The following is a 19,705-nucleotide window of genomic DNA, read 5'->3' as shown; positions in this document are numbered from 1 at the left end:
AAAATGATACTTATACTTTCAGTGGTCATGCTGGTCAGCAATTGTTTTTTGATGCAATTAGCGGTAATACTAGCCTGAAAGCGCAGTTATTTGCTCCCAGCGGAGTTTTAGTTTTAGATAACAATACCAACAGTGATTGGGGAGCATTTAATTTAAAAGAAACTGGAACTTACCGACTGTTAATTGATGGTAATGGCGCTACTACAGGTAATTATAGTTTTATTCTCAAAGATCGCACTCAATCCACTGAAATTACCTTTGGCAATTCCATCATTGGTCAGCTAAACCCTGGTAACATAGTTGACCTTTACCAGTTAACAGGTAGCCCTGGACAGAGACTCAATTTTGACTTAAGTGCTGCTACTTGGATCGGAGCCAACTGGATTTTCTACGACCCCAATGGTACTCCTATCAAAGTCCCATCTGCTAACAATCCTGATTTTAATGTCACATTCGGTGCTGCTGGTTTATACACTTTAGCTATTGTTGGCAATAGCATTAACCCTGTTAATTACAGTTTATCTGTCACCGATATCTCCGTTGCTCCACTGCCCAATACGGGAGTAGGAGTTATACAAAGTGGCACATTAAATGCTGGTCAAGTAATTGACTATGACTTTACTGCTAATGCTGGCACCTTGATGATCTTAGACGGTCAGGCACCATTCAACAATTCACAAATTCGGGCAAGACTTCTCAATCCTGACGGTAAATACGTTTTTACTGACCATGAAGTTAGACTCGACCGTGGTCCAATTCTTTTAGAGCAGACTGGCAATTACAAACTACAAACATTTGGCTACTATAGCTACACTACTGGCGAATATCAATTCAACTTGCTAGAACTGCCCAAAAACTTGAGTACACCAAATCTCAACTATCTGGAAATTGGCAGTGAGGTGTCAGGTAATCTGGATGCTTTACAAAATAAAGTTTATACGTTTGATGGCGTAAAGGGACAACAAATTATATTCAACGCCATGATTGGTGAAAACGTCAGAGCTTCTTTGTATGATTCAAATGGCAATACTGTTTTCTCGCAAAGTAACTTCCAATGGAATGGCGATCGCGGATCTTTTTCTTTGACTCAGAATGGTTTATATTATCTCGTTATTGCTAATGACCAATCAGCCAGTCGCAACTATTCTTTCCAACTGTTGGATATGGCCACAGCACCGGAAATTACTTACAGTTTGCCAAAGGTTGGTTCATTAGAGAACGGACAAACTAGCCAATTCTTTAAACTACAAGCGCAAGCAGGTGATCGCCTCTACTTCGACAGTATTTCCTCCAGTACCCCTGGTAATGACCCTGGAAATTATCGTTGGAAGTTATTTGGTTCTGGCAATAACCAACTTTTTGACATCGAACAAAGGTATGACACAGAGATTGTTATTGCTGAGACAGGAGAATATTACCTTTACATTCAAGGTGGACCAAGCACAGGCAAGATTGACTATAACTTCAGGGTTCTTCGCCATGAAAAAGTAACGGCTGATGTGATTACATCTGGTATCGGGGAAACGGCTAGCAATAGTAGCAATTCCTTGGGTTTATTCTCGGTGAAATTAGGTGTCGAAGATGCTCAAGGTGCTAGTGCAGTTCAAGAGTTTAATATCAAACTTTGGCCAGACCCAGATAATGCTAGTCCGATCATCATTAGTACTCCCGATACTAGATTTGGTTTGGCTGATAAAATTTATCAGTACCAACTTAAGAGTCTAGATCCAGATGGAGATCCGCTAGTTTATCGCTTGTTAGATGCACCACTGGGAGCATTAATTAACAACGATACTGGAGAAATAATTTGGTTCCCAGAGACTACTGTAACTCCTGGTAGCACAGTTAACTTTAAAGTAGAAGTTTCAGATCGTCGTGGTGGTAAAGATATTCAGTCATTTGCAGTTGATATTTATAGTGCTTTAGGTAAAATCCAAGGTGCAGTATTTGAAGACGTTAATAGGAATGGTTTTCGGGATACAACGTTAGTTAATGGTGCTAGCCCAGATATTATATTTGCAATTGATGTTTCTGGTAGTGCTGGGGAACGTACTGTTGATTGGACTAAAACTGACCTCAAAGACTTTGCTAACGGTTCCTACTCTATTTTGGATATGGAATTGGCAACAGCAATTGCCCTCAGCGAACAGCTAGTACTTCAAGGACGAGGCGATAGCGCCAAAATAAGTGTTGTGTTGTGGGGTAGCCAAGCTTCTCTCCTCGATATGAACCCCTCTGAGCCAGGAATCCAATTATACACTACAGCATTAGCCGATAACAACGCTAATGGTATTGCAGATATTAAGGAAGTTCTCAACTTTATTAGTCCTGGTGGTGGCACAGACTTTACATCCGGCTTGATAGCTGCCAAAGGTATCATCGATAGTCTGCCAGGCGATCCCAATCTGATTTTCATGTCTGATGGGTTTGGTAATGTAGATGAAACAGTAATTGCTGAGATTCGCGCTGCGGGTATTAATGTTACTGCCTTTGGTATTGGTAGTGGTTCAAGCATGACGCAGCTGCGGAAAGTAGATCCGAATGCCATCCAGTTAAAAGATGTTAACGAGTTAATTGACATTTTTAGCGGCTGGGATTCTCGATATTCAACCGAACCATTTTTAGAAAACATTACTGTATACCTTGATTTAAACAATAATGCAATTTTTGATGCTGATGAACCTTGGCAGTTGACGAAAGAAGATATTAGTAACTCCATTCTTGGCGAAACTAAGTACTATTATACTTTTAATAATCTGCTACCCGAAACGTACATAGTACGACAAGTTGTTCCCAGTGGTTATACTCAAACTGCTCCTAGTTCTGATAGCTTTGTTGATACAGTTACTGTTGCAGGTGAGTCAACCTTTAGCCATTTGTTTGCCCTGCATAAAGTTGCTACCCCCCCTAATCAAGACCCAGTTTTCCGCACTACGGCTCCAATACCCACTCTATCAGTAGGAGAAGAACTGATTTATAGGGCGAACGCATCTGACCCTAATGCCAACCCACTGACCTACGACCTCACCCTAGCACCGTCAGGGATGCTCATTAATAAAGAAACTGGTACTTTGATCTGGAGTCCCAAAGCAAATCAGGCGGGAATATTTAATGTCATCTTACGGGTGCAAGATGGTCAGGGTGGTATGGCGTTACAGGCTTTCCAAGGGACAGTATTGCCAGAAAATCATGAACCTGTCTTTACCTCCACTACACCAACAGCTAACCCGCAAGTAGGTAAAACTTTCCGCTACCAAGCTCAAGCACTGGACTCTGATGGTGATACTTTAATTTACTCACTACTGACAGGCGCTCCCAGTGGCATTACAATTAACTCCACAACTGGCTTAGTCACTTGGACTCCTACTGCTGCTCAACTTGGCACTCAGGAATTCTCTATTAAAGTTATTGATGGCAAAGGTGGAGAAGGACTACAGAAAGTCAGCCTAGTTGTTAACACTGCTGCACCGAATCTTGCCCCTGTCATCACTTCCACTCCTCGGACTCAAACGCGACTAGGTAATAGTTACTACTACAAACTTGAAGCCACTGACCCTGACGGTGATATCTTAACTTACAGTTTGCAGACTGCTCCAACGGGTATGAATATTACTTCAGATGGTGTCATCACTTGGACACCTACTGCGGCTCAGTTTGGTTCTCAGCCTGTAGTTATAAATGTCAGTGATGGTAGTTCTACTCAAACTCAAAGCTTTAACCTTAACGTTAGTAATACTGCTGCTAACTATGCACCCAGTATTACTTCTGCTCCCGACTTAATTACAAATATAGAGCGGACTTATGAGTATAATCTCACAGGTAGCGACCCTGATGGCGATTTGCTGTTGTGGAGCTTGGATGCAGCACCAGAGGGTATGGTGATTGATGCTCAACGGGGAACTCTGCGTTGGCAACCATTAAGCAATCAAATTGGTGAACATAATGTTAAGGTGCGTCTCACTGATGCTTGGGGTAGTTTTGTTGGTCAAGAATTTACTCTTACTGTCACTGGTACTAATATTCCTTCTGCAATTGTCTCCAATCCCATAACCAGAGCCGCCCAAAATCAGCTTTACACCTACACTGTTGTTGCCACCGATCCAGAAAACGACCCCCTTACCTTCAGCTTAGGTCGTAAACCTGCGGGGATGACGATTGACGACAATGGCACAATTCGCTGGACACCCCAAGCGTCGCAAATCGGTTCTCAACAGGTTGAAGTCTTTGCACGCGACGCTCAAGGTGCTGTAACCACGCAGACTTACGCCATTGAGGTTGGTGCAACTGCTATCAACACTGCCCCAAGTATCACCTCTACACCTGTATACTTAGCCGCAGTTGGTAGTCCTTATAGCTATCAGGTACAGGCTACTGACCCAGATGCTGGCGATCGCCTAACATATCAATTGTTGTCTGTGCCTGCGGGTGTAACAGGTATCAGCATTGACTCTACCACTGGATTGCTCACTTGGGCTAACCCTGTGGCTGGTAACTACAAGATAGTTGTGGGAGCGGTGGACGCTGCTGGTTTGGGCGCAGCACAGGGCTTTGCACTGACTGCACGAGTTAATAATGCTCCGGTGATTCGCTCTACACCCATGCTAACAGCAACCCCTGGCAGTACGTACAGCTATGATGTAATTGCCAGTGATGCGGATGGGGATCGCTTATCTTACACCTTGGATCAGGCATCCCGTGATTTGGGAATGACACTGGATACTCTCGGCAGACTGCGCTGGACACCGACTACTAATAATGTTGGCAGTCACACAGTTGTAATTACAGTCAATGATGCCAACGGCGGAACTGGGCAGCAAGAGTATAATCTGTCGGTGGCGGCTGACACGGAAGCACCGAAAGTTAGGCTGATTGCGAATTACGACCTAGTAAATCTAGGCGAGTCGATAACTTTCCAAGCACGGGCAACCGACAATATAAAGGTTGCAGGCTTGCGATTACTGATTGATGGAACTGCGGTAGTGCTGGATAGCAATGGCATGGCAACATTCAAACCCACCACTGCCGGGACGATAACCGCAAAAGCGATCGCTACAGATTCGGCTGGTAATATTAGTGAAGCTACATTCAGTGTGGCAGTAATTGACACCAGTGATGTGAATGCGCCGGATGTCAGTCTTGATTTGAGTGCGATCACTGGTGGTTTAATAACTGCACCCGTTGATATTAAGGGTTCTATTTCCGATGATGGCAGCTTGGATTATTACCGTCTCTTGGTTGCACCTGTTGCTGGTGGAGAATTCAAGGAGATAGTTTTTGTTGATAATCCAACTGCGATCGCTGATGGGGTGTTGGGTAAATTCGACCCCTCATTGCTGCAAAATGACTCGTATATCCTGCGCCTGGAAGTTGCCGACAATGGTGGCCACATCAGTTATGTAGATGAGGTGATTGATGTTGCTGGGGATTTGAAACTGGGCAACTTTAGGTTGTCATTTACGGATTTGACAGTTCCTGTAACGGGAATTCCCATCACTCTAACTCGTACTTACGACACGCTCACTTCTGGTAGCACGGATGACTTCGGCTACGGTTGGCGGATGGAATTCCGTGACACAGACCTGCGGACTTCTCTGCGTCCACCCAGCGAAGATAGCCAACTTGTGGGCTACCAAAATCCTTTCAAAAATGGTACTAAAGTATACATAACTCTCCCTGGTGGGAAACGAGAAGCATTTACATTTAAGGCCAAGCAAGTCGAGCAAGTCGATGGTGGCTCTTTACTCTATTTTTCTAAGTATTTCTATCAGCCAGAATTTGTTGCTGACAAAGGTGTAACCAATACGCTGACGGTCGAAAGCAATTTTATCACTAGGCAACAAGATTCTGACCTATTCTACGGTTTTCAAGGAAACCCTTACAATCCTGCCGATCCGCTATTTGGTGGCAAGTATAAGTTAACCACCAAAGAAGGGGTGGTATACGAGATTGATGCAGCAACAGGTGACTTGTTGACTGTCACGGATACCAATGGTAACAAACTGACGTATACAGACGCGGATATTACTAGTTCCACTGGGCAAAAAATTACGTTTGGGCGGGACGCGCAGGGCAGAATTGCTACTGTTACTGACCCGGCTGGTAAGCAAATTCATTACCAGTATAATGCTCAGGATGATTTGGTCAGCGTAACCGACCGGGAAGGTAACACCACCCGCATGGAGTATGATGAGCAGCGATCGCACTACCTTGACAAAATCATCGACCCCTTGGGCAGGACTGGTGTCAAGAACGAGTACGGTGATGACGGGCGGTTAAAGGAAATCATCGATGTTAACGGTAAAGCCGTCGAGATGTCCTATGACCCGAATAACTCCAGGCAGGTAGTTAAAGATACACGCGGTTACTCTACAACTTACATCTACGACGAACGCGGAAATGTCCTGCAAGAAATTGATGCTAAGGGAGGAATTACTACCCGTACTTATGACAATGACAATAACCTGCTAAGTGAAACTGATGCAGATGGTGTTGTAACTAAATACACTTATGATGACCGTGATAACGTTCTGACTATCGAAGATAGTGTAGGTAAGGTGATTCGCACGACCTACAACCAACGGGGTCAAGCTTTGTCAATCACCTCTCCTACAGGACTGACTGTTTTCTCGGAATACGACAGTCGCGGCAACTTAACTAAGAGTACTGATGCAGATGGTTTGGTGACGACTTATAAGTATAACCAGTTTGGACGCTTAATCCAGCAAGTTTCTCCAGACGGTCAAGTAATGCAGTATGGCTATGATGAATTTGGCAACCCCAACAATCTAGTTGATAGTCGTGGTAATGTGGTTGCTTCTGTTTACGATGCCAACGGCAGAGTCAAAGATGTAACTGCTAAAGTCATTACAGACCAGGGAGTACAAAATCTTACCACTAGCTACATTTATGACAAGAATGGTCGCACTACCCAAGTTACTGACCAATACGGTAATGTTCGCAAAACTGAATACAATACTCTAGGACAAATTACCTTCACTGAAGATAGTCTGGGCAACCGCACTCATTATTTCTATGACAATAAAGGACGACTTACTGATGTAATTCTTCCTGACAATACCCCAGACAATCCCAATGACAATCCCAAAACCAATACCAAGTACGATAATGCAGGTAACGTCATTGAGGCGACATCTGCCACTGGACTCACCACCCGCTACGTTTATGATGAACTAGGTAGACTTTCGGAAACTATACTGCCTGACCAAACTCCCAACGATCCCAACGACAATCCCAAGATTATTACCAAATACACAGCTGCTGGTCGTCTCAAAGAAGAGATTGATATCTTTGGTAACAGTAGTAGGTATTGGTACGACGATTTGGGACGCTTGGAGCGCGAACAGGATGTATTGGGTAATTACAGCACATATACTTACAATCGTGGCGGACAAATTGAAACTGTTACTGATGCCAAAAACCGTACTACTCGCTTTGTTTATGATGACAACGCTCGTGCTAAAGAAACGATTTTCTTTGATGGTTCCAAAAATCAGGTAACTTACGACGAGTTAAGCCGTCTCAAAACAGAAACTAATGAGTTAGGGCAAACTACTAGCTACGAATATGATGAGTACGGGCAGGTTAAAGCAGTTATTAATGCCCTCAATGAACGCACTGAGTATGCCTATGATCAACGTGGCAAACTGGCTCAAGTCACAGATGCCCTTCAACATTTTACCAAGCTGGAATACGACAAATACGGTCGGCAAGTTGCTACTATCGCTCATACTGGCGAACGCTCAGAAGTAGAATACGACCGCTACAGCCGAGTCAAGAGCGAAACAGATGCCAACCAGCACAAAAAGCAATATTTCTACAACAACCTCAGTCAACTTACTACAGTTGAATTAGCTGATGCAACTCGTACTAATTATACCTACGATATTTACGGTCGGTTGACTGCTGTTGAAGATGCCAATGAAAACGTCACTCAATACGAATATGACTTGTTTAACCGCCAAGTTGCGACTGTTTTACCAATGGGTCAGCGTAAGCAAACTGACTACAATAACTTAGGACAAGTTGAAAGTTATAAAGACTTTAATAGCGATATTATCAACTATGCTTACGACCAATACGGGCGCTTGGATACCAAGTCTTTCTCTAACCCGAGTATGGCTGCGGTTTCTTACACTTACGACCCTATTACCTCTCAAATTGCGACGGTAACAGATGGCAGAGGAGTTACCCGCTATGGCTATGATAACTACGATCGCTTGGCATCAATTACTAACCCTGACGGGCAAGCTATTGGCTACGGCTATGATCTGCTGGGTAACTTAACTAGCCAAACTACAAGTGCAGGCACTGTCAATTATATCTACGACGCACTCAATCGCTTGGATCAGGTTATTGTTGCTGGTAGAACGCTGACAGATTATGACTATAACGCTGTAGGCAGTCTCATTCGCACAACTAACGCAAATGGTACGGTAGAAAATCGCCAGTACAATGAACGCAATCAATTAAAGTACTTAGATGATCGGGATTCAGCCGGAAATATCATTTCCAGCTACAGTTATACCCTAGACGCGGTAGGCTATCGGACGCAGGTTGTAGAAAATTCTGGGCGCGTGGTTAATTATACTTATGATAACCTCGACCGGCTCACTCAAGAAAAGATTACAGACTCGACAAATGGCAATCGCACTATTGACTATACCTTTGACCTAGTTGGCAACCGTTTAAGCAGGACTGACTCTGCTGAGGGGCTAACTACTTATGTTTACGACGGCAATAATCGCCTAACTTCTTTATCTCAAGCAAGTAAAGTTACTCAGTTTACTTACGACAGCAATGGCTCTATGAAGAGTCGCAGTGATGAGACACAAACTGTCACTTATGACTGGATTAACGATGGCGAGAATCGTTTGGTTGGCGTTACCACCACTAATACTAATGGCACTTCACACCAGCAATATATCTACGATGCGTCGGGCGATCGCGTTGCTAGTATTGCTGATGGCGTTAGAACCAACTATTTGGTAGACCCGATGCGTGGTGTGTCCCAGGTCTTACTAGAATATGACACTAATGGTCAAGTTACTGCTGAGTATACTTACGGACTGGGTTTAATTAAGAGCGATCGTAGTGGCAATGAAAATTACTATCACACTGACGGCTTGGGTTCGACTCGCGTTTTGACAAATGCAATAGGGCAGGTTGTTGATAATTATACCTATGATGCTTATGGTCGTCTGCTTTTTAGTACGGGAACTGCCGAAAATTCCTATCAGTTTGCCGGAGAGCAACGGGATAGCCAGACTGGTTTGGATTATCTCAGAGCTAGGTACTATGACGCTGATTTAGGAAGGTTTATTTCCAAGGATGCGTTTGCTGGGTTCATGGATGACCCGATGAGTCAACATGACTATCAGTATGCCCATGCAAATCCGGTCAATTTCACTGACCCGACTGGATACTTCACTCTAACGGAAATTTTGACTGGTATAGGAATCACTGGCTTGTTTGCAGGTTTAGGTATTGGTGCTGCAAATCTGATTGGGTCTTATGCATCGGGAGCTAGTGGCGAAGACTTGCTGAATCTGACTGACCAGTGGGTGGCTGGGTTTGCTAATACTGTCAGCTTTGGTGGTTCTACTCACGTCCGCAGATGGCTTTATGGAGAAGTTGCAGAACAAAATCATTCTGGCTTCATGTGGAATATGGGGCAATTGGCTGGAACAGGTGCTGCCATGATACTCGGCGCTGCCACGCCTGAGAAACTGACTTTTAGTATGGGTCGCTCTAAGTGGATTGCTACTACTTATGATGCAATTGGTACTGGTATTGGTGCTTGGCAGACTGGAACTCATATCCGCCAAGGACAATTGGAGTGGAGTGATGCTTTCAATTTAGCGCCTTTTGCTCCATTTGCTTTCAAGACAACTAAACAATTCCTTGGTGCGGCGATGGATGCCAATGGAACTTTGCGTCGTTGGGGACAGATGCAAGTTACTTCTTACTTGCAGAACCGTTATCGCAGTTATAAAGCGGGATGGACAAGTGAAACAGGTGCAGTAAACCTACCTATTTTCCGAGGTACAGATCGATATCTTGAAAATAGTATTTTTGAAGAAAGTGGATATATTTTAAGTGATGCTGCCCAGACACGGTACATGGAAAATGGTGGGAATATTCAAGATGCAATAGAACACGCAAAATCTGTACACCAAGAATGGCTAAAAATATGGGGCAATGAAAATGATTTTGCTCAAGTTCATGGATTATATGGGGTTGAGTTACCTAGAGATTTTAAACTTGATAAAACTCTTATTTCAGTAACCTCTGAGTCCAAGGTAGTAAATACATTCGGTTCAACTATTTACCAAGGAAGTGTCCCAAAATCTATACTTATCCCTCAAACTCTTCCTGATGCTGGAGAAAGTGAATACTTAATTCGGTATGGAACAAATGCGTTAAGGAGGTTATAAGTTATAGTAGTTTGTAAATAATATTACTATCTCTGAAGATGATAAACTCAAATAAGCCTAGTATAAAACATACTTTTATTGACGGCCAAGAAATTTTATTTCCTAGTAAGCTTGACTGGGAAATATTACAATTAAATCCACTTATAGATGATATGCCTCTGGCTATTTTAGATTTACTTTGGGCAGCACTTGAATTTACTCAAAAGTACTCTGAAATTTACTTGGGGCTTGGGAAAATATCGATGAAGGAAAAGAAATGGATGCCATATATTTTTCTTGAAATAGAATCAAACTTTCAAAGAGTCCACTTAGAAACTTTAAGCTGTAGTTTTTGCAGTTGGCGAGGGAAAACAGCTAACCCTATGGTTATCGATCCATATTTTGGAGATGGGATAAATCAAGATCATTTCACTCTTATGGAAGCTGCTGAAAGATATCCTGTTCTTCCTTGTCCTTCCTGTGGTCATCGCTTACCAAGGCATCCAATCTGGGTTGAATATTGAGACAATTTTAGGGAAAAATATTTAGTTAAATAGTTCATGTTTAACCAGTGCGAACCAGATGCGCTCGCTACTCCTCCCAATCCACCAACACCCCATCCACAATCGCAATACCCCACTGCGGAAACTTCGCCAGTAATTTCTTGATCACAATCTGCAAGGCAGGGTCATCACTCCAGCACTCCTGCAAAAAGTCAAACCCCGGATTCTGCCCCGAATTGCCTGCTACTTTCAGTTTTTGCATACGTTCCGGTCGCAGATTTGACCGCGCAACAATCGCCTCATGCGACCACTTTTCGGGATTTGGCACGGGCGCGGCGGAACTTTCACCCTCATCAACTGCTTTGACTCCTCCACCTGAAACTAAATTTTCAACCAACAACGTAACTGAATAACCGTGTTCTACCTGCCCCTGATTTTGATTAGCGATCGCCAAACTTGAAGAAAATTCATTCTGAGCGACGGGCGCGGCGGAAAAATCGCCTCCATGACAGTCCCTCGGCTCAACACCACAATCCTGGTTTTCAGCCAACAACGGAGCAGGTTGACTCTGTGCAGCATCCACAAGCGCCAGCGATGTGCAGTCATTCGCCGTAGGCGAGTCTTCCTCATTCTCTGACACGCTTTCAACAGTCTGAGGCGAAGCGCCCCCCAAGGGCGCATGAGCCGTCTCCTCTTCACGCGAATTTCCTGTAAGCGTGTCAGAGATACACCTCACAATCTCTTTTGAAGAGATTGTGAGGTGTTCCTGAGTAGTTCGTGAGGTTTCCTGAAATCCTTGCTCTAACTGACTTTGACCTAAAATAGATGCTTGATTTAAAGCACCCATTTCTTCGGAGCCAGCATCTATCTCTGAATCCCCAGCATTTGATTCTCGTTTTTCAGCACAGGGTTCTTGTTTTTCAGCATTGGCTTTGTCCCAAAATTCCTTCATCCGACTACCATGTAAATTCTTCACCATCCAGCTAGCCGTTTCCCGTCCATCTTCTATGGACTTGTCAGGTTTGAAAATGAACAACCCGCTTTCAGCTAGAATTTTCTTCGCAGAGATAAAAGTACTGTAACCCATCCCATTAGAAAGGGGCATCCACCGAGAACCGTATGGGTCAGCAGTCCAACACTCTTGCCACAATTGCGTAACTGATGGCTTTTGCTGCGATGCCCAGAGCATATCTTCAATGGGAATAATCACATGAAGCCGCTTGTACGGGGATTCTGGTTTTCTAGCAGCAGCTTTTTTGGGTTTGGGTCTTGTAATAGTTGCGGTCATTGTACAATCTCCTGTTTATGTTGACGCACGAAAATTTCCCCCACTGTGATGCGGGTCTTGGTACTTGTATTGGGTTGTCTAAAAAGTCACCGATACCTGGAAGCTTATTGAGGTTGCCAGAATCGCAACTCATCCCGGAAATACCTGTCAGTCTTTTTCGATTGCTCCTTCCAACAATCCCAAGCGACTATCACCTCATCTCCTAATTCTTCTACTACTTCACCCCTCTCGACATACAAAGTGCGGTATGGATCAGCATGGGAAACAATAGAGCCGATGCCAATAGTGTCCGGTTGAAGGGATGCGTTCTGGAGTGTGGAAATTAATTCTGTTTCCTGGGTGGTAAGTTCTGCCCAGTAATCTGATTTAATCACCTCATATTCTTGGGCCACTGCCCAGTAGTCCTGCCAGCTACACCCAGCTTGTGAAAGCACCTGTCTGATATCAATAACCGCTTGAGGCAACATTGACAATTGCTCCGCTCGATAGGCGATAGCCTGTGGTGTCGGGTCACTCCCCAGAATTATTGCAGCAGCTTCAAGTGCTTGGGTGTTGTTCATAGCACTGGCGAGATTCTTCAATGCCATGCCCATCAGCCGCAGACATTCTTGGGCATTCTCCTTGGGTGGTTCAATAGCCAGCGATCGCAGATCAATAGTTTTCTCCAGAGCTTGTTTAACTTGCTTATTCAAAACTTTGGTAGCTTGCTGGGTCATGGTATTTCCCCACTGTTGCGAGGAACGTTGCTCTACGGCGTGTTCCAATTCCTGAATACGTTGCTGGAGTTGTTGATTCTCAATCTCCAGTTTCCGTAATCCTTCCATCTCCAAGAGGCGCTGCTGTAACTGAACATTTTCTTCTTTCTGTTGCTTGAATAGTTGTTGCAGAGATTGAATTTGTTCTTGTACCTGGGCTTCGGCTCTGGTTGTGGCTTCTGTTTGCAAACCAATCCTCAATTCCTGGGAAAGTCTCTCTAACTCAAGCTTATGTTGCTCTTTGAGTGCAGCGATCGCTTCGGCATATTCTGTAGAGTAAGTGCGCTCTCTGGGAAAAGGAACGCTTGAGGCATCCAAATCGATGTTGTTGACCAAAAGCCTTTCACCATCAGGAAAAGTCACAATCTGCTGCCAGCGATTTGGTGCGTCTGCCTCAATGGTTCCCGATTCTCCATACCTTGGGTGTGACTGTTGTGAAACTGTGACAATGGCTTTTTGAGGAACCACTGGTTCTTGAGTTTTGGGAACCAATGGTTCCTGAATAGATTGCTTTTTGCGTGGAAGTTGAGGAACCACTTTTTGGGCAGCAGCAGCAAAGTCTGATTCACCAGGAGACGGGTTATCTTTCAGAGCGATCGCTACAGCTTGTTTTAGTTTCTCTGGTTCCTTGACTAACCGCAGTAGTGGACGGGCCTGACGCTCGTTTTTGATGTGTCCGCCCAACTCACCAACTGTGTCTATGACCTTTTTAGCTCCTAGCAGTTGGTTGATTCGTCGGTATCCGCCCCAGGCATATAATTCACGCTGGCAGTATTCTTCAAAGCTTTTATAGCCAGCTTGCAGGTAAAGCTGCTGTTCGCGCATCTGGAGGATTTCATCTACCGCTTGCCACTCGAACCGGTCGATGGCGGTGAAGGTTTCCTGGATGCTGGTGTTGAGGTTGTTGTAATCGAGTGCTGATGTTGTCTCGGAACGGTTTAGTGTCAGCATGGTTTTACCTATATGTGCTGCATACACCCGTAAAAAACTGCTTATATGGGCGAACAAAATTAGCCACTGTAGATGGTACAGGGCGATTTGATATTGTTTTATTGATCATGAACTGTGCAATTTGTGAGACTGACCAAAGAGCAATGTTTTTGAGGCACTAACTCAAGGGTTTAGTTTTCTCCAAATTTTGAAAGGCACAAAACATATTTTGAGGTGTATAGGAACTAGCTATACCCCCTGTTTACTGCCTGTAGCCAACTGTTCTCACAGATGGTACAGATGCGCCACTTCCATGTGGGATGTGACACTTTTACAGAATACGCTTGTTATCCCAAATGGCAGCACAGCATCATCACAAAAGATGCAACACCTTTAAAGCAGTAAACCCGCCTATTGGTTGGCGGGTTTTTCCTTGAGCATTTCTTTTAGTTTTTCTAGTAATTGCCTGAGAGATTCGTTCTCTTCTCTCAGGCGGCAGTTTCCCCCAATACTAACTCTTCTAATTTTGCGACTCTGTGCTTTAGCTCCACAATATCGCCAGACTCAGCTTTGTTACCCAGATATTGCTCAATTAAATCAAGCAGGACATCGGTAGCGTTCTTACCTTCTTCCTTGACCTTTTGGTAAAAAGCATCCTTCTTTTCTGGTGAAATCCTGATATTTAGCCTTGATTCAGTCATAGTACTTTCCTCTTTTCTTGATCAACGCTATCAGCGAAACCCTTGTATTAACAAGTGTACTCCCAGGTATTTATATTTTGTTATCCCATTGTGTTGACAAACGGGATAACAGACACTATACTATATTTATAAGCCTAAACAAAAGACGACCGCCGCAGTCTGGACAACGAAGCGATCGCCCTTTGTGAAAACCTAACCCAAAGCATGAGTCAGGAATATAATTATGACGCATTCAACCTATACAGAGCAAGCACCTCCAAGCTTCAATCTCAACACACTAATCACATTTGCTGATGCCCCTCGCAGAGATGAGCAAGCCCTAGCCCAAGCTGAACTCGACAACTACATCGAAACCCAAGCCCAAGCTATAGCCCCAACCCAAGACTTTCTGACATTTCGCGATCGCCACATCATTGCTGAGATTATCGAAGTTGAACCCGAATCAGTTCGCACAATCTGGATAGAAGGCGGAATCACCGTATGGGTGCAATTCTTTGATGGTGGACGACTGCCATTCGACCGTGACTGGTTCGCAAAAAGAGTTGCAGAGGTTAAAGCGACACTTCCAGAAACTCCATTGGAGCGCAATGAACGCCTCAGCGATGAATTAGAAGAAGCTTGTGTCAAGTTCAACCTGTGGCATCCCCAGATTGATTGGTTATCCTTCAGTACTAAACTTTACCGAAATAATCAGCTAGTAGGCTACATCGGTTGCAATTACCAAGGCTGGTATTCTAGACCCCGCACATACGGCATGAACAGATTCGCATTGAGTGCAGAAGAAGCGATTACGTTTTTGGGAGTCCGACCAGCTGTAGCAGCGTAACCACTGACATAAAAAGGGCGATTGCACATCAAGACAATTGTAATCGCCTCTACAGTGTAATAGGTAACAAACATCACAATGGCATACACCACAGAAACTACGCCCTCTCTTCAAGTAGCCGAGTTGGATGATTCACCAGAGAAAATTTTTCTACCGCCAACAGACCCGAATGCAGAGATTATCGAAATCCCTGGTTACACGCTCGTTTACGTCAATGGAGCCTGCCCCAAAAATTATCGGGTCTATAAAGGTCATTCAATGATTGGGGTGATATTTCAGCACATCACCCACTGGTCTAACGCTATGGATCAGATTCGGTACGCTCAAGCAGCAGAAGCAGCAGTTGGGTTGGATGACTTCATGAAAGTAGCAAAGAAATCCAGAGTTACAGATAAAGCCATAGCAGCATAGTCAACTTCACCAATTACAACCATGCAACCAACAATATCAATTCCACACGGTTGGAAATACCCTCGTTTTACTTTAGGACAACGTACAGAGCAGGGAATTATCATCGGTATCAAGTATTACCTAATCGATAGTCTTTTAGCATACGAATATGGCGAAGGCTGGCGGTACATCGTCATGCCTGACATCAATTCCATTGATGAAGGAAATCACTTAGAGAACGAGATTAAATTACTGACACCGGAGGAATTGAGAGCAGAGATTCAGGCTGAAATAGAAAAATGTCTACGCCAACTTGAACTGCTTAAGTACGAATTAAAAGCAATTCCTGGAGGCATAGTTGATGGCTAAATCGCCCAAAAACTGCTCTGACCGAACAATTCGCAATTCGCAGTTCGCAATTCGCAATTAAAATACTAAGCAAAAATACGCTGGTTTGAATATTAATACTAATTGTTTTTTCAGAATTTAAATTAGGAACTTAAATTTCTGAATGAATTTTTCAATACTTCGGCTTTGTTCAGTACAAGTTTCGTCCGTCATTGCGAATTGCGAATTGCGAATTGGTAATTGTTGAGTGGTGGTTCTGCTCCTTTGCACAGCATTAATTTCTCACGAACAGTAATCCAATCATTACTCGATAGAGAACTAGTACGAGTGCAGAATACCAAACACGGTTTTTTACTGACAATTACACAAGATTCCGACAAATTGCCGACTAACTAAGCCCATTAACTCACTAAAACAAACACAACAAATACAACACCATCATGGAAACCATCAAAATCAATAACAGCGTTTTTCTCATCCCACCTAGCCAACCTAAACTGCAAGCCAATTGCGCTAAAGAGTACGGGCAATTCCTTTTAGATTGCCCTCCTAAGCTGACGATTTTAGAAGCACAAGCCGGAGGATATCTCAAGGGAAATAAGGCAGACTTTGCGATCACTATATCCCGCCCTGACCGTGCCTTAACTATTAACGAGAACTTCACCAACGAACCATTTACTGAACTGTGGGTAATTCCAGTGGCAGGAGGACTCAAAGACCAGTTTAAAGGGCCAGCTTCGATGCTGCTTAGTTTCTTAATCCATCGCCGCAGTAAAGATAATTTCGCTGGATTGTACAATCACTTCGCCCATCGTGCCTTTCAGCAGTGGTGCGAGGAAGGAATGCCCGGAGATCCAAAGGAGTTCTGTTATCAGGCGATCGCTTCGGTACTGAAAAACTACATCTTCTGCGCCGAGTTCCAAAAAGTGGAAGGGACGCTGGGAACGTACTGGTTCATCCAATGGTCGTACCGTAACCCACAGTCTGACTTTGAGAAAGATGCTCTTGAAGCAGCAGAGATGATTCGTAGTGGTGCAGAATCTGGGGCAACAGTTCATTGGGTAACAAATGAAACTTACGAGCGCTGGGCTAGTAATGCTGTCACTGCACCAGCATTACCCCCGGTTTCGGAGTCAGAGGCACGGGCATCTCTGCAAGGACAGAATCAGACAGCAATGCCGCAAGGTAACAAGCGGTAATTAAACACGAAAAAGGCGATTCACCTTTGAGTCGCCACTAGATAAATTAGCAGCAAAAACAAGTCAATGAAAATCGGTACTGTCTCAGTTAGTTATTCGAGAAAATTTAACTTGGGCAATTATGAATCTCTCGAATTGGGTTGTTCTTTATGGGCGCAGGTTGAAGATGAAGAAGATGCAGACGGCGTAGTTCAATTTCTCTATCATCAAGCAAAAGCAGCAGTCAAAGAGGCTGCAATGCCTGTAATTAAAGCTAACGAATTCCAAATTAGTAAAGCCAAATCTCAAAAGAAGGCGACAACTGATGAGGGTGTCATGGAGGATTTATGAAACAACTAAGAGGTTTTATTCCTATCGCTGCATTACCAGAATCTACTGCGGCTTCTGCTAAAAAACAACTGCTTGAAACAATCGAATGGCTCCACAAAGAAGGTGCTGCTACTGAAACCAATCTCAAACTCTTGACTGCAATTGCCGAATCAATTCTTTGTTCTGAAGAATCATACACCAGATTTTTACAATGTGGTTTTGATGCAGCCATTGAGTTTTTCGATACCAATTCTCAGAACTGGGAATTTGAAGAGTCAATGTCATCACCTCATAATCCCAGAAATTGGGATAGGTACAAGCAGCTACAACAAAGACGGGCTTTGTCACAGTCATAGTTTCAAGAACATGAAAAAGTCAAATTCTACATTTCTACGCCAAAAAGGAGTTAACAAAGGTGCTAGTCCGATGGAACTTTAAGTTAAAACCCTGTCACGGCAAAAGCTCTTAGAGAATCTGTGTGTCTTTAGACCGCAGAGCGTCAAGTGCAGAAGCAACAGAATCTAATTCCAGCGATCGCCGAAATCTGTGTTTCTCCAATCCAGGAAATACAGGCGCTGCGGATTCTGATTTATCGGGGAGAAGCAGCTTGTCGGCAGTACCTACGTTCAGTGTTGGTTAAACAAAGTCAGGCTTCAAAATGACCATAGGGGAAATCATTTGCCCAGTTCATATAAAAGAGCCAAGCATAAATTAAAGCGATCGCCACCGGACAAAGAAAGCGATCGCTTCTGCCAGAAATGGCAGTTACCCCAAAACTTAACTTTTGAGCTAAAGTATGAACGCACAAACTGAAGAAATCAAAGAACTTGACCCATTAGTTTTTTGTGAAATTTGGGGATTAAGTTTTGAAGAGGCATCAGGATATTTAAATATTAGAGCCAGAACAATGACAGCTTATGCCTGCAAAAAATCGTCTAGAACTCATCGTCAACCATCTTCGAGAGTAAAAGCTTTAGCCGCAATACATCATAATAAATGGTTGAAAGAAGGTAAGAGTTTTCGCTCCGAAGGAGCTTGGTAAATATTGCACTGAAAATTTCTAAGTTATCAACTAAGTTGTCAACAAAGTTGTCAACTTAGTAGCTTGAACCGCTTGGCGCGGTTTTTTATTATAAAAGAGCAAGGTCAATAGACAGTCAATAGACGCTGATCATTGATATCAATATGGACATCCATATTGATATCCATATTGACACTTAGATGCTACGGATATTGACTATCTTTTTGAGGCTATTGATACGGATTTGACTAAGTTCATGGAATCAGGATGGAGAAAACAACTTTTTAATCAAAAACAAAGCCAATCAGGGGTAAATCCCTTAGTTTTACCAATGTCAAAAGCGAAAGCTGTGAAGATTTTAGGTATTTGTCCCCGGACATTGGAACGATGGGCAAAAGTCGCTTCTTTGATTCCAGAGTATAGATTAATACTTTTAAGGATGCAGGCATTAGCCCAAGATAAAAATCTCCGTGCTGCACCGATCACATCTTATCAAGTGTGGGTGATAGCAAAGATTGGTGAATTGTTTGGAGATATCAATCAAGGGATTGACAAAAAGGCTCTTGTCGAAGCAATTGTTGAAGCAAATAAAGTCGAGTACACCCGTGCCCAGTTTGAACAAGAGCAATTAGGATTTACATCACACAGTTTAGGAGAAACACATCATGTCGGATAGCATATTTACTCGTGCAGAATTATTTGAATTATTGAGTGCTAACTACAAGCCAGAGCAAATCATTGCTGGGTTAGAACAACTGGCTCAGTCAGATCCAACAGTTGATCCAAATGCAGAAGAATTTCCTGTAGAAATCAGCGATCGCTTAGAAAGGTTGTTCAATCTAGCGCAAGCAACCCTCAACAAATCGAAGCTGTTAGGAGGTAGTGGCAATTTGGCAAATATACAGACTCATGCAATAGATATGGCCACTGAACAATTACATCTTGCTGGAGGGGAGCAACGCGATTTTGTGAGGTTGGGCGAAAAAGGTGCGATCACTAAAA

General features: G+C 43.5%; 15 protein-coding genes and 1 pseudogene. 13 read left to right on the top strand and 3 right to left on the bottom strand.

The window, feature by feature from the left end; translation table 11 throughout:
* The first annotated feature begins 41 nt into the window (after nt 1–41).
* Nucleotides 42–10,454: a putative Ig domain-containing protein gene (locus ACM0OY_RS34330; protein ID WP_414573235.1), complete on the top strand. Its 10,413-nt coding sequence runs from the start codon at nt 42–44 to the stop codon at nt 10,452–10,454.
* 38 nt (nt 10,455–10,492) lie between these two features.
* Nucleotides 10,493–10,957, top strand: coding sequence for a hypothetical protein (locus ACM0OY_RS34325; protein ID WP_414573234.1), 465 nt, complete (start codon nt 10,493–10,495; stop codon nt 10,955–10,957).
* Nucleotides 10,958–11,024: 67 nt separating this feature from the next.
* Here the strand turns inward: ACM0OY_RS34325 and ACM0OY_RS34320 are convergent, their stop codons facing one another.
* The 3 genes from ACM0OY_RS34320 to ACM0OY_RS34310 all read right to left on the bottom strand — a co-directional run bounded on the left by ACM0OY_RS34320 (nt 11,025) and on the right by ACM0OY_RS34310 (nt 14,610).
* Entirely contained in the window at nt 11,025–12,224 is a 1,200-nt protein-coding gene (locus ACM0OY_RS34320) for a hypothetical protein (RefSeq protein WP_414573233.1), read from the bottom strand.
* A 104-nt stretch (nt 12,225–12,328) separates the two neighbouring features.
* A complete protein-coding gene (locus ACM0OY_RS34315; RefSeq protein ID WP_414573232.1) occupies nt 12,329–13,930 on the bottom strand; it encodes a hypothetical protein in 1,602 nt (533 codons plus the stop codon).
* A gap of 467 nt (nt 13,931–14,397) precedes the next feature.
* Nucleotides 14,398–14,610 carry a hypothetical protein gene (locus ACM0OY_RS34310; RefSeq protein ID WP_100903988.1) on the bottom strand — a complete coding sequence of 71 codons (213 nt, stop codon included), beginning with the start codon at nt 14,608–14,610 and terminating at the stop codon, nt 14,398–14,400.
* 223 nt (nt 14,611–14,833) lie between these two features.
* Between ACM0OY_RS34310 and ACM0OY_RS34305 the strand changes: the two genes are divergently transcribed.
* From ACM0OY_RS34305 to ACM0OY_RS34255, 11 genes and pseudogenes are all read left to right on the top strand, one after another.
* On the top strand, nt 14,834–15,436 hold the full coding sequence (locus tag ACM0OY_RS34305; protein WP_414573231.1) for a hypothetical protein: 603 nt from the start codon (nt 14,834–14,836) through the stop codon (nt 15,434–15,436).
* A 78-nt stretch (nt 15,437–15,514) separates the two neighbouring features.
* Nucleotides 15,515–15,847, top strand: a complete 333-nt coding sequence (locus ACM0OY_RS34300) for a hypothetical protein (RefSeq protein WP_414573230.1) — start codon at nt 15,515–15,517, stop codon at nt 15,845–15,847.
* Nucleotides 15,848–15,868: 21 nt separating this feature from the next.
* Nucleotides 15,869–16,195: a hypothetical protein gene (locus tag ACM0OY_RS34295; protein WP_414573229.1), complete on the top strand. Its 327-nt coding sequence runs from the start codon at nt 15,869–15,871 to the stop codon at nt 16,193–16,195.
* 419 nt (nt 16,196–16,614) lie between these two features.
* Nucleotides 16,615–17,373, top strand: a complete 759-nt coding sequence (locus tag ACM0OY_RS34290) for a hypothetical protein (RefSeq protein WP_414573228.1) — start codon at nt 16,615–16,617, stop codon at nt 17,371–17,373.
* A 66-nt stretch (nt 17,374–17,439) separates the two neighbouring features.
* Nucleotides 17,440–17,703, top strand: coding sequence for a hypothetical protein (locus ACM0OY_RS34285; protein WP_414573227.1), 264 nt, complete (start codon nt 17,440–17,442; stop codon nt 17,701–17,703).
* Entirely contained in the window at nt 17,700–18,038 is a 339-nt protein-coding gene (locus ACM0OY_RS34280; RefSeq protein WP_414573226.1) for a hypothetical protein, read from the top strand. Before ACM0OY_RS34285 ends, ACM0OY_RS34280 begins: the two co-directional genes overlap by 4 nt.
* A 147-nt stretch (nt 18,039–18,185) precedes the next feature.
* The gene (locus tag ACM0OY_RS34275; RefSeq protein WP_414573225.1) at nt 18,186–18,344 is read left to right on the top strand and encodes a hypothetical protein; all 159 of its coding nucleotides are present in this window, start codon (nt 18,186–18,188) and stop codon (nt 18,342–18,344) included.
* Between the two features lie 16 nt (nt 18,345–18,360).
* Entirely contained in the window at nt 18,361–18,495 is a 135-nt protein-coding gene (locus ACM0OY_RS34270; RefSeq protein ID WP_414573224.1) for a hypothetical protein, read from the top strand.
* Nucleotides 18,479–18,724, top strand: a complete 246-nt coding sequence (locus ACM0OY_RS34265) for a hypothetical protein (protein WP_163938182.1) — start codon at nt 18,479–18,481, stop codon at nt 18,722–18,724. The genes ACM0OY_RS34270 and ACM0OY_RS34265 overlap by 17 nt, the downstream gene beginning before the upstream one ends.
* Nucleotides 18,725–18,959: 235 nt before the next feature.
* The gene (locus ACM0OY_RS34260) at nt 18,960–19,379 is read left to right on the top strand and encodes a hypothetical protein (RefSeq protein WP_414573223.1); all 420 of its coding nucleotides are present in this window, start codon (nt 18,960–18,962) and stop codon (nt 19,377–19,379) included.
* A pseudogene (locus ACM0OY_RS34255) lies at nt 19,369–19,705 on the top strand (hypothetical protein); the annotation flags it as partial. The gene ACM0OY_RS34260 and the pseudogene ACM0OY_RS34255, both read left to right, overlap by 11 nt.

This window comes from Nostoc sp. CCY 9925, assembly GCF_963920935.1.
Taxonomy (GTDB): Bacteria; Cyanobacteriota; Cyanobacteriia; order Cyanobacteriales; family Nostocaceae; genus Nostoc.
This window is presented reverse-complemented; position numbering and strand designations above follow the sequence as displayed.